General features: G+C 69.4%; 8 protein-coding genes. 4 read left to right on the top strand and 4 right to left on the bottom strand.

Features of this window, described 5'->3' with window-relative positions; all coding sequences use genetic code 11:
* Both GVV77_RS17795 and GVV77_RS17790 read left to right on the top strand, forming a co-directional pair.
* On the top strand, nt 1–536 hold a 536-nt coding region (locus tag GVV77_RS17795; protein ID WP_201293273.1), incomplete at its 5' end, for a fatty acid desaturase family protein.
* A 162-nt stretch (nt 537–698) separates the two neighbouring features.
* Nucleotides 699–929: a zinc-ribbon domain-containing protein gene (locus GVV77_RS17790; protein ID WP_133403577.1), complete on the top strand. Its 231-nt coding sequence runs from the start codon at nt 699–701 to the stop codon at nt 927–929.
* Nucleotides 930–955: 26 nt separating this feature from the next.
* On the opposite strand, the gene GVV77_RS17785 is transcribed toward GVV77_RS17790, so the two are convergent.
* Nucleotides 956–1,801, bottom strand: a complete 846-nt coding sequence (locus tag GVV77_RS17785) for an HpcH/HpaI aldolase/citrate lyase family protein (RefSeq protein WP_159620633.1) — start codon at nt 1,799–1,801, stop codon at nt 956–958.
* A 176-nt stretch (nt 1,802–1,977) separates the two neighbouring features.
* Here GVV77_RS17785 and GVV77_RS17780 point away from each other — a divergent pair, with 176 nt between their 5' ends.
* Both GVV77_RS17780 and GVV77_RS17775 read left to right on the top strand, forming a co-directional pair.
* A complete protein-coding gene (locus GVV77_RS17780) occupies nt 1,978–2,982 on the top strand; it encodes a helix-turn-helix domain-containing protein (protein WP_159620631.1) in 1,005 nt (334 codons plus the stop codon).
* A gap of 138 nt (nt 2,983–3,120) precedes the next feature.
* Nucleotides 3,121–7,671 (top strand): S8 family serine peptidase, encoded by a 4,551-nt coding sequence (locus GVV77_RS17775; RefSeq protein WP_159620629.1) that lies wholly within the window; start codon nt 3,121–3,123, stop codon nt 7,669–7,671.
* A 183-nt stretch (nt 7,672–7,854) separates the two neighbouring features.
* Here the strand turns inward: GVV77_RS17775 and GVV77_RS17770 are convergent, their stop codons facing one another.
* The 3 genes from GVV77_RS17770 to GVV77_RS17760 are packed head-to-tail and all read right to left on the bottom strand — an operon-like array spanning nt 7,855 to nt 12,922.
* Nucleotides 7,855–9,759: a cation:proton antiporter domain-containing protein gene (locus tag GVV77_RS17770; RefSeq protein ID WP_159620627.1), complete on the bottom strand. Its 1,905-nt coding sequence runs from the start codon at nt 9,757–9,759 to the stop codon at nt 7,855–7,857.
* Nucleotides 9,756–11,228 carry an ATP-binding protein gene (locus tag GVV77_RS17765; RefSeq protein WP_159620625.1) on the bottom strand — a complete coding sequence of 491 codons (1,473 nt, stop codon included), beginning with the start codon at nt 11,226–11,228 and terminating at the stop codon, nt 9,756–9,758. Before GVV77_RS17765 ends, GVV77_RS17770 begins: the two co-directional genes overlap by 4 nt.
* Complete coding sequence (locus GVV77_RS17760; protein ID WP_246199895.1) at nt 11,225–12,922, bottom strand: NAD(P)/FAD-dependent oxidoreductase; 1,698 nt, start codon at nt 12,920–12,922, stop codon at nt 11,225–11,227. The genes GVV77_RS17765 and GVV77_RS17760 overlap by 4 nt, the downstream gene beginning before the upstream one ends.
* Nucleotides 12,923–13,137 lie beyond the last annotated feature (215 nt).

Here is a 13,137-nt window from a genome sequence, read left to right as displayed (position 1 = left end):
ACGCCCGCTCCATCATGACCCTGTTCCGCCGCGGCACCGTGCCCGGCCGCTGGGTCGAGCTGGCCCTGCTCGCGGTGCGCTTCACCGCCTACCTGGGCATCCTCTTCTGGTTCCTGCCCGTGGGCATGGCCTTCGCCTTCCTGGGCGTGCAGCTGGCCGTGTTCGGCCTCTACATGGGCGCCTCGTTCGCCCCGAACCACAAGGGCATGCCGGTCGTGCCCGAGGACAGCAAGCTCGACTTCTTCCAGAAGCAGGTCCTGACCTCACGCAACATCCGCGGCGGATCCTTCATCAACAACGCCTTCGGCGGGCTGAACTTCCAGATCGAACACCACCTCTTCCCGGACATGCCCCGCCCGCACCTGCGCCGCGCCGCCGAGATCGTCCGCGAGCACTGCGAACGCCTCAAGGTCCCCTACACCGAAGTCGGCGTCGGCGCCTCCTACGCCGCCGTGGTCACCTACCTCAACCGGGTCGGCCTCGCCGCCCGCGACCCCTTCGACTGCCCCATGGTCAACAAATACCGCCGGCTGTAGCCTCCGCCTTCAAAGGACGTCCCGCACCCCCGGTGCGGGACGTCTTTGGGTTAAGGCACCCGGACAGGCTGCGGTAAGTCAATCATCAGCCTACTTCCTATTTCGTCCGGACTGCGGGTAGCGTAGGCCCCTCGGACAACCCCATGCCACTGAAGGAGCACGATGTTTTTCCTGTTCGGCCTCACCTCACGCGAGCGCGTCCTGTTCTCCCGCTCCGCCAGCTGCCACTTCTGCGGGCGCTTTGCTCCGCAGCAGGTGATTCAGCGGGCCACGAAGTTCACGGTGTTCTTCATCCCGCTGCTGACAGTGCGCAAGAGCCGCCTTCTGGTGTGCACCAACTGCGGAGGGGCATCGCCGCTCAGCGCGCAACAGCAGAGGGCCATGGCAGTCTAAGGCGCCGGACGGGGCGACCTACCGGCTCAGGCGTTCCAGAGTCCGTAGGAGTCGGCGAGCGAGGAGATCTTCTGCGCCCGCGCCAGCCGCGGAAGGTAGGAGCCGTCCCCCACCACCGCGCCGGCGGCATGGGCGCTGAGCAGCTCCACGGCCCACTGGATCTCCGATTCGCTCGGAGAAAGCGCCCTGTTGATCGTGTCGGTTGCGTCGGGAGAAAGGCATAGCTTGCCGGTCATCCCCATTGAGGCGGTGACACTGCTCGCCTGCAGCAGGTCATCACCGAGCGCCCCGACGGTGGGCCCGTCGATGGGGCCCGGAAGCTGGCCGACGCGGGATGCGACAACAAGCTTTGACCGTGCATAGGCAAGCGCCAGAGGGTCGTCAGAGGCGCCGGTGTCCCGGCGGAAGTCGCCGACACCGAAGGCCAGACGGAATGTTCCCGGGGCACTCGCGATGGCCGTGGCGTTTTCGATGCCGAGCGCCGATTCCACCAGGGCGAGGACCGGAGTTCCGGCCTTGAGCCGCATCGCGGTATGGGTCACCTGCTCGGGCTTCTCCGTCATGGCGAGCATGACCCCCCGCAGGCCGGGGAGCCCGGAGAGGGCCGCGAGGTCATCGGCCCAGTAGTCGGTTTCAATCCCATTGACGCGAACCCAGGCGGTCATGCCGCTGGACAGGGCCTGGACGACGCGGTCCCGCGCCTCAACCTTCGCGTCGGCAGGTACCGCGTCCTCCATATCGAAGATGACGGAGTCCGCCTCAGAGGCGAGCGCCGGGGCGAAGTTGGCCTCCGAGGCCGCTGAAGCCAGCAGCCAGGATCGGGAAAGTTTGGCTGGGAGCGCGGCGGCGCGGCTGTTTCGAAGGGAGGCCATAGGGAAACACTACTGAGGGGGACGGCCCATTATCCAACGGGGACGAAACCGCCCCGGGAAATCGGGACCGCACCCCGCCGCCGCTCGGGCGTGCGGCGCGGCCCGGCACCGGAAAGGCGCCGAAACCAACGGCCCGGCTGCGGCAGGACGGGCCCGGCCTCGGTAGGCTTTCTGCCATGGCTAAGGATGAGACCGTTCTCGACCTCCTCGGAATCGACGAGGCCAGTGAACGCATCTACCACCTTGTGCTGCGGCAGGGGGCGGCAAGCGTCCCCGTGGTGGCGGAACAGCTCGAAATCTCCCACGCGGAGGCCGAGGGCCGCCTCGATAAGCTGCGCGGGATGGGCCTTGTCGCCCGGCGGGCCACCGAGAACGGCGACTACGCGCCGGTCGATCCCCGGTTTGCCCTGCGGATCCTCACCGACCGGCACAGCGACGGCCTGGCCCGCATCCGCGACCACATCGGCGTGCTGGCGGACCAGTTCGACGCCGGCCGCTCGAGCCAGGCCGACGCACCCCAGACACAGGTCCTGAGTGGGGCCGATGCGCTGGCCGCCTGGTACGTGCGGCTGCAGCACCAGGCGGGGAGAGAGTTCCTTGCGTTCGACCGGCCTCCCTACGTGTCGGCATCCTCGAATCCGCTCGAACCCGTGGTGCTTGACCGCGGGGTGTCGTGGCGGGCCATCTACTCCGCCGCCAGCTTCGAGCACGAGGGCGGCTGGGAGGAGGTCCAGCGCCTTGTCGCCCGCGGGGAACAAGCGCGGGCGACACCCGATCTCCCCCTCAAGCTGGCCATTGCCGACCGCACGGTCGCCATGGTGTCCCTCACCCTGGAGGGGGAACGCTTCGACGCCCTCGTCACCGAGTCGCCTCCGCTGGTTGAGGCCCTCTGCCAGCTGTTCGAGTTCTATTGGCGCTCTGCCATCCCGGTGGCGGGCAATCCTGAGGCCGTCGCCCGAGGTCTCACGACTCCGGGGCGCCGGCCGGAGCGGGCGCCGACCCCTGAGGAGCATGCGATGCTCACCCTGATCGGTGCCGGCCTGAAGGACGAGGTCATCGCCCGCCAGCTCGGCATGTCGGCGCGCACCCTGCGCCGCAGGAGCCAGGACCTGATGGCAGAACTGGGAGCCGCCAACCGGTTCCAGGCCGGGGCGGAGGCAGCACGACGCGGGTGGCTGTGACGGTTCGATGACGTATTGGGACCGGCATTCAACCATTTTATGGCCTCCTGCGGCCATCGGCCTCCCGCGGCCATTTATTTGGTGCATGGAACCGTAGAGTTACGGCACGCCAAAAGGCGATCGTGACGAAGGATGTCCATGTCGATACTCGGTTCCCGTTCCCTAACCCACCTTGCCGGAGGCACCGCGGCGCTCGCGGTCCTCGCCGGCGGCCTCACGGCCGTTGAGGGCCCTCCCGCCTCCGCCGCCAATAAATCCCAACGTGTCATCATCGAATTCGAGGGGGAGCACGCGCTCGCCCGGCTCGGTGATGCCAAGGCCAACGCACTGCGGAAAGGAACGGGAAACGCCCGCTCCGATGCGCAGAGCGCCTACCGCTCGGCCCGCGCCGAGGTGACCGGGGCGCAGGAGGGCGTCCTTGCCGAGGCAGGAGCCCGCGGCATCCGGCTCGAAGAAACCCGGCACGTCACCGGCGTGCTCAACGCCGTCATCGCCACGGTTGACCCGAGCCAGCTCGAGGCACTCCGCGGGATTCCCGGCGTGGCCCGGGTGAACCTCGACCGCCAGGTCCATTCCCTCGAGACCGCGCCGGCACCGGAACCGGCCGATCCCGCCCAAGATGGGGAGGCGACGACCGCGCCGACTGCGCCCGCCGAGAAGCCCACTCCTCCAACCGACCCCGCGGCCCCCGCGCCCACGCCGAAGGCGACGGCGAAGCCCTCAGCAAAGCCCGCTCCCAAAGACGCAGCGAAGCCCGCCAAGAGCACCCAGCCGGACGACGCCGATGCCCCGACGACGGCGGAAACCGCCGCCGGGAAGGGCTCGGTCGTCGCTGTCCTCGACACCGGAATCGACTACTCGCTGCCGGAACTGGGCGGTGGATTCGGCGAGGGCTTCAAGGTGGTGGACGGGTACGACTTCATCAATGACGACGACGACCCGATGGACGATCACTATCACGGCACGCACGTCGCCGGAATTGTCGCCGGGACCGGTGCGGCACCCGGTGTGGCGCCCGAGGCTGCCCTCACTGCCTACAAGGTGCTCAACGACGAGGGCGCGGGATGGGAATCGACGATCATCGCCGGGATTGAAGCCGCGGCGGACCCCCTCGGTGAGCACCCGGCCGATGTGATCAATATGAGCCTCGGCGGTCCAGGGGATGGAAATGACGCCCTCGGTGACGCAGCCTCAAACGCCACACAGAGTGGCGTCCTGGTGGTCGCCGCCGCAGGAAATGAAGGCCCGGGGGAAGCGACCATCGGAACCCCCGCAGCGGCCGCGGACGTCCTCGCCGTCGGCGCATCGGTGACGGACTACCGGGTTGCCACAGCGGCGCTCGCCGCTCCCATGCAGCGCACACTCACCACCTGGCGGGCTCCGTTCAGCGCGAATCCGCCGGAACAGGACCTCACCGCACCGGTGGTCGCCGTCGGTGGGGCAGGAACGTCCGAAGACTTCGACGCGGCCGGCGATGTCGCCGGCAAGGTGGTCGCCCATCAGGCCGAACTCCCCCGAAGCGCCACCGAATCCGCCGGCGGCCTCCTTGGGATCGCCCAGCTCGCCGAGGAGCGCGGCGCGGCGGCAGTCATCTTCTACAGCCCTCCTCCTGAAAGCGACACTCCACCCGTAATCGGGCCCGGAGATCCCACGGGACCCGGGGTGGATCCGGGCATCACCGACGCCGCACCGAGCGCGTCCGGGCCCCTCGCCCAGGGCAGTGATTCACGGCTGGATTCGCTCGTTGTCCTCGGAATGAAGAACTCGGAATACGCTGCCTTCGCCGAAGCGGTGGAGGAGGGAACTGCCCGTATCACCATCTCGTCGGTCGACGCGACCGACACCATCGCCAGCTTCAGCTCCCGCGGACCAACAGTCCGCAGCCGGCTCAAGCCCGAAATCGTTGCTCCCGGTCTGGATATCCTCTCAATGGTTCCCTCCACCTTCGGGGCGCCCGGCAATCTCGCCCGGCTCTCCGGAACGTCGATGGCCTCGCCCTTCGTCGCGGGAGCCGCAGCCATCGCGAGCGCCCAGCATCCCGACCTGGATCCGGCATCGCTTCGCTCGCTCCTCGTGGGGAGTTCGAAGGAGCTCGCGGGAGCGTCCGCACGGCTCTCCCCCACCCTCCAGGGCGCCGGCCGGGCCGACACGGGCACGCTGCAGAAGGCAAGCGTTCTCGCATCACCGTCGTCCCTCGGGTTCGGCCAGGCCGACGCCCGGGGGGACCGGCCCGTTCCCCTTGAATTCGCCCTGAAGAACCTTTCCACCGAGCCGGTCTCTGCGCGGCTTGAGGTCCTTCCCTCAGACCGCAGCGCCGGTGAACTGACGCTGAGCAGCCCCGAAGTCAGCATCGCACCCGGCGCCTCGGTCCCGGTGGAGGCGGTGGCATCCGCAACGGTGTCCGAGGCCGACTCGGAGCTCTCGGGGGTCATCCTCGCCCGTCTGAGCGACGGCACCGAGGTGCGCATCCCCTACCTGCAGCTCTCGCGCCGCCTCTCGGTCACCGCTACGCCCCAGCCAGCGGCTCCCGGAACGACGAGGGTCCTGATTAGCTCCTTCCTCCGCCTTGACGAGACGCCAGTCCTGACGGTGTCCCCCAACGGCGGGACTGATGAACCGTTCACCGTCACTACGGTTCCGTCGCCGTCGATGCCCGGCTGGTACAGCGCCGACGTGGAGGCACACGATGTGGGTGCCTACACTCTCACCGCCACCGGCGTCACCGGCGGCAGCCAGATCGCGGGGTCAGGCTCGATGGAAGTCGTCTCCGGTGAAACGAGCGAGACCACCTGGAAGCAGGTGGGGCGGAACGCCAGTTCGGACCAGCTCGCTGTTTCGCCGGCCGCACCAGGAACCGCAATGCAGACGACGTCGACGTCGGTGCGCCCCTTCATCACCACCGATCACGGCGCCTCGTGGCGGCAGATGAGGTCCCTGCCGGTGGCCGACGGCAGCGGCATCCCTCTAGCCGACCCGAAAAACGGCAAGGCCTTTTGGTACGCCGTCAATGGCGGAGGGACGAATCCCCCCATGGACCCAAGCTACGCCGGGCGCCTGCTGCGCACGGAAGACCTCGGGAAGACCTGGAGCGTCCTGCCGATGCCCGACAAGCACGTCTCCGCGGTCGTCAATGACGGCAGCAGGCTTGCCGTCCTCACCGCGGACGGAGTGGAGATCAGCCTCGACGGAGGGGCCACCTGGTCCCACCTGCCCTTCCGCTGGGCGGGAGCGGTCACCGGCGCCGCGCTGCAGAACGGCAACCTGCTGGTCGCCGGGACCGAGCGGGTCTGGCGGGTCGAGGACGTCTTCGGAAGCCCCGGCACCCCCGATCTGGTGTACGAATCCCCTGACCGGAGCATCACCGGGGTCGCCGCGACCGGCTCGGTGGTGGCCGTCAGCGAACGCGATCGGGTCACCACCTCGACCGACGGAGGCTCGACGTGGAGGACAACCGAGCCGCTCGGATCCTTCGCCATCGACGTCCACGCGGTGGGAGATGAACTAATCCGGGCCACCAGCAACAACGGATATGCCCGCTCCACCGACAACGGCGTCACCTGGAAGGACTTCACCTACCCGGGCGGAGGCGGCGGCATCGGCAGCGACTTCGCCCGGTGGCCGGACGATCGACGCTCCCTGCTCGTAGCGATGGAAACGAGCGGCCTCTACGCCTCACGCAACGACGGAGACTCCTTCAAGCGGCTGGGCGTGGCTGCCACGACCATCAAGGACGTCATCGCGTCGACCGATGTCAAGGGCGCCCCGCGCCTGTTCGTGTCCGACGATCAGGGCTCCGCATCGCGCGAGCTTCCGGCCGGGCGCAAGCTGCCCGCCAACATCGTCGAATGGGGCCCCACGGGCGGGGAGGGCATGATCGGCGTCCGCTCCGATGAACTGGAGCAGGACGCCGGGGACCGGAACGCCCTGTGGAGGACCCGCGTGGATGCCTGGTTCGCCCACCGGATCGAGGTGAGCTCCGACGGCGGAGCAACCTGGACGCAGGCCGGCAGGTCCTCCCGCGGACAGGTGATCCACGACCTTGAGGCCAGCCCGACCAGGACAGAGCACGGCGCTGGGAGCTACGCGGACTTCGGGGACAGGGGCCTCCTGGTCACCCGTGACGCCTGGCAGACCTGGGAGACATACCAGCACCCGATCACCATCCGGAACATCGCCATCGACCCCTCGAACGACACCCGGATGTGGCTTGCCGCCGACGAGGGACTCTACCTCTCGGAGGACGACGGAGCCACGATCCGTCAGGTGCAGGAAGGGGAAACCTCAACCGTTTGGGTCGATCCGGTGGATCCGCTCCACGTCGTCGCCGGGGGCCGGGGCATCTCCGTCTCGACCGACGGCGGGAAGAGCTTCACGCGCTCGGACGTCGGCGGGATCGACATGTACACCAGTTCGATCACCGAGGCCGTCGTGAAGGGCAAGCGCGGACACTCGACCGTCCTGTTCGCCGGATCGACGACCTTCCGCCCCACACCGCTGTGGGTCCACGGCCGCGGGGTACTCGCAAGCCTGGACGGGGGTCTCACCTGGAAGAACGTGTCCGCCGGGCTGGCCTCCACCTCGGTCACGTCGCTCGATGCGAGCAACGACGGGAAGTGGCTGTTCGTCGGCACCCGGCAGGGCGGACTGTTCCGCGCCGACACCGCCGAACTGATCAGGGCCGCCGGTTGACCGGGCCCTCCGCTGATCAGTTCTCCCGCTGATCGAACCGCGGGCTGATCAGTCCCCACGCTGATCAGCCCGCACGCCGATCAGCGAGCACCAGGGCCCGCCCGGCAGCCGCCGGGCGGGCCCTTTCGTCTTCGCCGCGTGCCAGCTTCCCCGCGGCGTGCGGGGCCGGGCCCCGGGCCTCCATCAGCCAAGCACCTCGTCGAGGTAGCACCACCGCCACGACTCGCCCGGTTCGACGCTGCGCATCAGCGGGTGACCCGTGTTCCGGAAGTGCCGGTCGGCATGCAGGCCGGGCGAGGATTCGCAGCATGCGACCTCGCCGCACTCAAGGCACATCCGCAGGTGCACCGGCGTCGTCCCCTCACGGGCGCAGTCACGGCACTGGGGGTCCGCCGGCGCCTGCCGTTCGGGCGCGTCCTGCAGATGCGCACACTCGTCCCGGACGGGCCGGTCCCTCGGCTCCGCCAGGGCGGCCGGGCCCACCGCAGGAACAGTCCCGCCGGCTTCGTCCGCTTCCTCGGCGAGGAACGTCTCAAGCATCGCTTCCTCGGAGTCGAGCCGCTCAAGGACCTCATCGACCACTTCGGCGGCATAGAGCCCCTGCCGGCGCAGCTTCAGCACCTCCCGGCGTTCGGCGCCGAGCATGACCATCCGCAGTTCGAAATACCGCTGGCTGGGCGTCTGGAGCTGCTCCTCGGGCGGACCGAGGCGCTCCCAGGCCGCGGCGCTCCACTCCTTGGTGCGGCGGCGGAGCATCCCCAGCAGTTCCGGGGAGTCCTCGGCAAGGATGCGTCCCTCAAGCTGCCCCAGACCGGCCGCGGTGGATTGGCGCACCAGCAGGGCCCGCTGCAGCGCATCCTCCCGGCGGTCGGGGCCGCGCAGCCCCAGCCGGCGCACCACCCAGGGCAGGCTGAAACCCTGGATGCCCAGGGTGCCGGCGGCCACGACAAGGGCGGCGAGAATGAGCACCGGCCGGTGCGGAATGTCCTCCGGGAGGACGAACACCGCCGCCAGCGTGACCACCCCGCGCATCCCGGCCCACGCGATGACGGCCGGCAGCTGCCAGGGCAGCGGAGGTTCGGTGGTCCGGATCCGCGGAACGAGCCGGGGCAGGTAGCTGGCGGGGAAGACCCAGACCGGTCGCAGCACGATGACCGCCAGCAGGATGATGCCGCACACGGTCCAGACCCGTACCGGGCCCATCGGGTCCATCAGGGCGGCGTCGACGATCGAACGCACCTGCAGCCCGATGAGCAGGAACACCGCGTTCTCAAGGAGGAACTGGACCGTCGCCCAGTTGGTGCGCTGGCTCAGCCGTGAGGCGCTGCCGGGCATCGCAGGGGTCCGGGTGCCGATGATCAGGCCGGCCACGACGACCGCGAGCACCCCCGAGGTATGGAGCGCCTCGGCGGGCAGGAACGCGACGAAGGGTGCGGCCAGGGACATCGCCGTGTTGATGGGCACGTTCCGCACGCGCTTGCGGATTCCCAGCAGCACTAGGGCGGCGCAGGCGCCGATTAGCGCGCCTCCCGCGGCCGCCACCACGAATTCGAAGGCAATCTCGAGCAGGCTGATGCTTCCGGCGAGCGCGGCGACGGAGGAGCGCAGCAGCACCAGGGCGGTTGCATCGTTGACCAGCGACTCCCCCTCGAGCACCGCCACGGCCCGGCGGGGCATCCCCACCCGCCGCGCGATGGACGTCGCCGCGACCGCGTCCGGGGGCGCGACGACGGCGCCGAGGGCGAACGCGGCCGGCAGGGGCACATCGGGGACCAGCCAGGCGACCAGGAGCCCCACGGTGACCGTGCCGAAGATGACGTAGCCGACCGAGAGCAGCGCGATGGGACGCTTGAGGGCCCGGAACTGCACGGCGGGAGTCCGGAGGGCGGCCGCGTACAGCAGCGGGGGCAGGATGCCGATCAGCACCATTTCGGGGATGAGTCGCACCGGGGGGATGAACGGCAGGTAGGACCCGATCACTCCGATGACCACGAGCAGCAGCGGAGCCGACATCCGCCACCGGGTGGCCAGGGCGCTGCCGGCGCAGATCACGGCCACGATGGTGAGCAGGGTCAGGGCGAGGTTCATCCGCGAGCGGCTTGTGGTTCCTGCGCCGGCGCGGGGCCGGCCCTGTCGTCCTCCGCGGCCTGCCGCAGCGGCAGCCGCACCTGGAACTTCGTGGCCGGGTCGCTGACCAGCTTCAGCGACCCATGGTGTTTGTTCACGACGATCCGCCAGGAAATATCGAGGCCGAGGCCGGTTCCGCTGCCCACGGGTTTGGTCGTGAAGAACGGCTCGAAGATCCGCCCCCGGAACTCCCGGGGAACGCCGGGCCCGGTGTCCCCGATTTCCACGAGCACCATGTCCCGCTCGCGGACGGCGGTCACGGTCAGCCGGCCCTGCCCCTCCATGGCGGCCACAGCGTTGTCGATGAGGTTCGTCCAGACCTGGTTGAGTTCGGCCGGATAGCACTGAAGCATCGGCAGTCCAGGGTCGTAGGTCTTCTCGACAGTGATCCCGGCACCGATGCGCTGGGCCAGCATGACGAGCGTGCTGTCGAGCAGCGTACGCACGTCGGCCTCCTGGTAGGGCGCGCGGTCGAGCTGGGAGTACTGGGAGGCCGCGTCGACCAGGGTGGAGATCCGGGAGGTCGAATCCTGGATTTCGTTCATCAGCTGTTCGGTGACGATCACGTTGGCCAGCCAGTGGAGGACCCCGTTGATGTCGCCGTCGGGAGCGGCCGTTGCGGCCTCCCTCAGCCAGTCCTCGCCGACGCCGGCCTGGACGAAGGTCGCGGCCAGCTCCCAGCTGCCTTGCACACCGTGGTCCTCGAGCCAGTCGGCGAGCGCGTCCTCCCGGTCGGAGACCTCAAGCGGGCCGAGGGTTCCGACGTGCGCGGACCGGCGCAGCGCCTCCTCCTGCAGGACGACGAGCCGCTCGAGCGCCTCCGGAGCCACGGTCAGGCCCGCCGCGAAATGGATCGTGTCACGAAGGGCGGCAACCCGTTCCCGCAGCACGGAGGTGGCCCGCAGCGCCGACGCCGCCGGGTTGTTGAGCTCGTGGGTCAGTCCGGCAGAGAGGGAGCCCAGGGCCATCAGCCGCTCCCGCTGTGCGATCACCTCGCGGGTGTTCTCCATTCCCAGGAACAGCCCCTCGAGCAGGTGCAGCGCCATCGGGAACCAGTCGCCGACGAGGTTGCCGAAGTCCTCGGCCCCGATCTCAAGGAACCGGCTCGGCCTGCTCGTCCGGAAGGATGTCGAATAGATCTGGGGTACCCGGTCCCGGAGGTAGGCCTGCACCGCGCCGGCGTACACGCCCCGCTGGCTGGTGCGGATGAGTTCGACGTCGTCGTCGCCGACCCGGCGGGTCAGCACCACCTCGCCGTCGAGCAGGACGTAGAACACCTCCGCCGGCGTGTTCTCGCTGTAGATCGTCTCGGCCCCGTAGGAGCGGATGGTGCCGATCTTGCAGATCCAGGCGAGCTGCTCCTCGGTGAGCTTCTCGAACAGAAAGAGCGTGCGGAGCTCCTCCGGATCGCACTGCTGGCCCCCGTTCACTGCGCGGCCAGGTATCGATGGGCGAGGGTGACGGCCATGGCGCCTTCGCCGACGGCCGAGGCCACCCGTTTCACCGAGCCGGCGCGCACGTCGCCCGCGACAAACACCCCGGGGATGCTGGTCTCGAGCGGGTACGGCATACGGTCGAGCGGCCAGTCCGCAGGGGGCCTGCCGTCGGTCAGCAGGTCGTTGCCGGTCACGATGAACCCGCGGCTGTCCCGGACCAGGGCCCCCTCGAGGTTTTCCGTGTGGGGATCGGCTCCAATGAAGACGAACAGCCAGTTCGTCGCCGCCTCCCGGGTCGTACCCGTTTCCCGGTTCCGCAGGGTCAGCCCCTCAAGGTGCTCCTCGCCGCGGGCCGCCGCCACCTCCGTCTGGAGCAGAAGCTCGATGTTCGCGGTGGCCTCGATCTGGTCGATGAGGTAGGAGGACATCGACGCCGTCAGGCTTGAGGCACGGATCAGCAGCTTGACCGAGCGGGCCGTGCGGGCGAAATAGACGGCGGCCTGCCCTGCGGAATTGGCTCCCCCGACGATGTAGACGTCCTCGCCGGCGAGGTCGGCCGCCGAGGCGGTGGCAGCACCGTAGAAGACACCCCGATCGGTGAGGTGCGGGAGCCCTTCGCCCGCCAGGGTCTTGTAGGCCACGCCCATCGCCAGCACCACCGCATGCCCGGCGATTTCCGTCCCGTCATCGAAGGTCACGACGCGCGCCCCGCCCCGCGCCTCCAGCCCGGTCATGTTGCGGGTGGTGAGCACCTCGGCACCGAACTTGGAGACCTGGCGGCGGGCCCGGTCCGCCAGCTGGGCACCGGAAACTCCGTCGGGGAAGCCCAGGTAGTTTTCGATCCGTGAGCTCTGCCCCGCCTGCCCGCCGGTGGCGTTTTTCTCCACGAGGACCGTCCGGAGGCCCTCGGACGCACCGTAGACCGCGGCCCCCAGCCCCGCCGGGCCCCCGCCGACCACCACGAGGTCGTAGAAATCCTCGAGCGGGGCGGTGCTCAGGCCCACGCGTTCGGCCAGGACGGTGTCGGCGGGGGCGATCAGGGCGTCCCCGCCGGCGGTCACCACCACTGGAAGGACCGAGCCGTCGGTGCCTGCCGCCGCCAGGATCCGCTGCGCCTCCGGTTCGGTGACCGGCAGCCAGCGGTAGGAGATCTGGTTCCGGGCGAGGAATTCGCGCACTTCGACGGACCGCGCCGACCACCGGTGGCCCACGAGGGTCGTGGTGTGGACGGGCCGGCGGTCCGCGGTCCGCCAGGACTCGAGGAGGGAATCGACGACCGGGTACAGCTTCTGCTCCGGCGGGTCCCACGGCTTGAGCAAGTAGTGGTCGAGATCAACGACGTTGATCGCGTCGATGGCCGCGCTGGTGTCGGCGTAGGCGGTCAGCAGCATCCGGCGGGCCGCCGGATAGATGTCGATGGCCGCCTCGAGGAACTGGATGCCGTTCATCTCGGGCATTTTGTGGTCGGCGATGAGCAGGGCAACCTCGTCGCCGCGGAGCTTGAGCTCCCGCAGCGCCTCGAGCGCCTCGGCCCCCGAGTCGGCGCGCACGATCCGGTACTGTTCGCCGAAGCGCCGGCGGAGGTCACGGGCGACGGCCCGGGAGACGCTCGGTTCGTCGTCGACGGTGAGGATGGCGACAAGCCCCCTTGCGCCGGCGGCCCTCCGCTGGCCCGCTGGGGCAGTCACGGCCGCCCCAGTGCCGGCCGGCAGCCCGGCCCGGCACCTTCGTGTTGAGCAGCTTTCCTGCTCCCGCCCCATGGAAGAAAAGTTGATCCCATGGCTGGGCCTCCCACGTCCGGTGCGCCTCGGGGCGCACGCGATTATCGAACCATCTGCGCCGGGGAGGGTCAATAGCGCCTGCGCCCGCCCTGCCGCGCCCTCCCGGTTTCCGGGAGGGCGCG

The sequence above is a fragment of the Arthrobacter zhaoguopingii genome (genome assembly GCF_009828605.1).
Lineage (GTDB): Bacteria > Actinomycetota > Actinomycetes > Actinomycetales > Micrococcaceae > Arthrobacter_D > Arthrobacter_D zhaoguopingii.
This window is presented reverse-complemented; position numbering and strand designations above follow the sequence as displayed.

Coding starts and splice junctions, on each gene's coding strand:
- GVV77_RS17780 (WP_159620631.1), top strand. CDS start 1,978: ATGGCTAAGGATGAGACCGTTCTCGACCTCCTCGGAATCGACGAGGCC.
- GVV77_RS17770 (WP_159620627.1), bottom strand. CDS start 9,759: ATGAACCTCGCCCTGACCCTGCTCACCATCGTGGCCGTGATCTGCGCC.
- GVV77_RS17785 (WP_159620633.1), bottom strand. CDS start 1,801: ATGGCCTCCCTTCGAAACAGCCGCGCCGCCGCGCTCCCAGCCAAACTT.
- GVV77_RS17790 (WP_133403577.1), top strand. CDS start 699: ATGTTTTTCCTGTTCGGCCTCACCTCACGCGAGCGCGTCCTGTTCTCC.
- GVV77_RS17775 (WP_159620629.1), top strand. CDS start 3,121: ATGTCGATACTCGGTTCCCGTTCCCTAACCCACCTTGCCGGAGGCACC.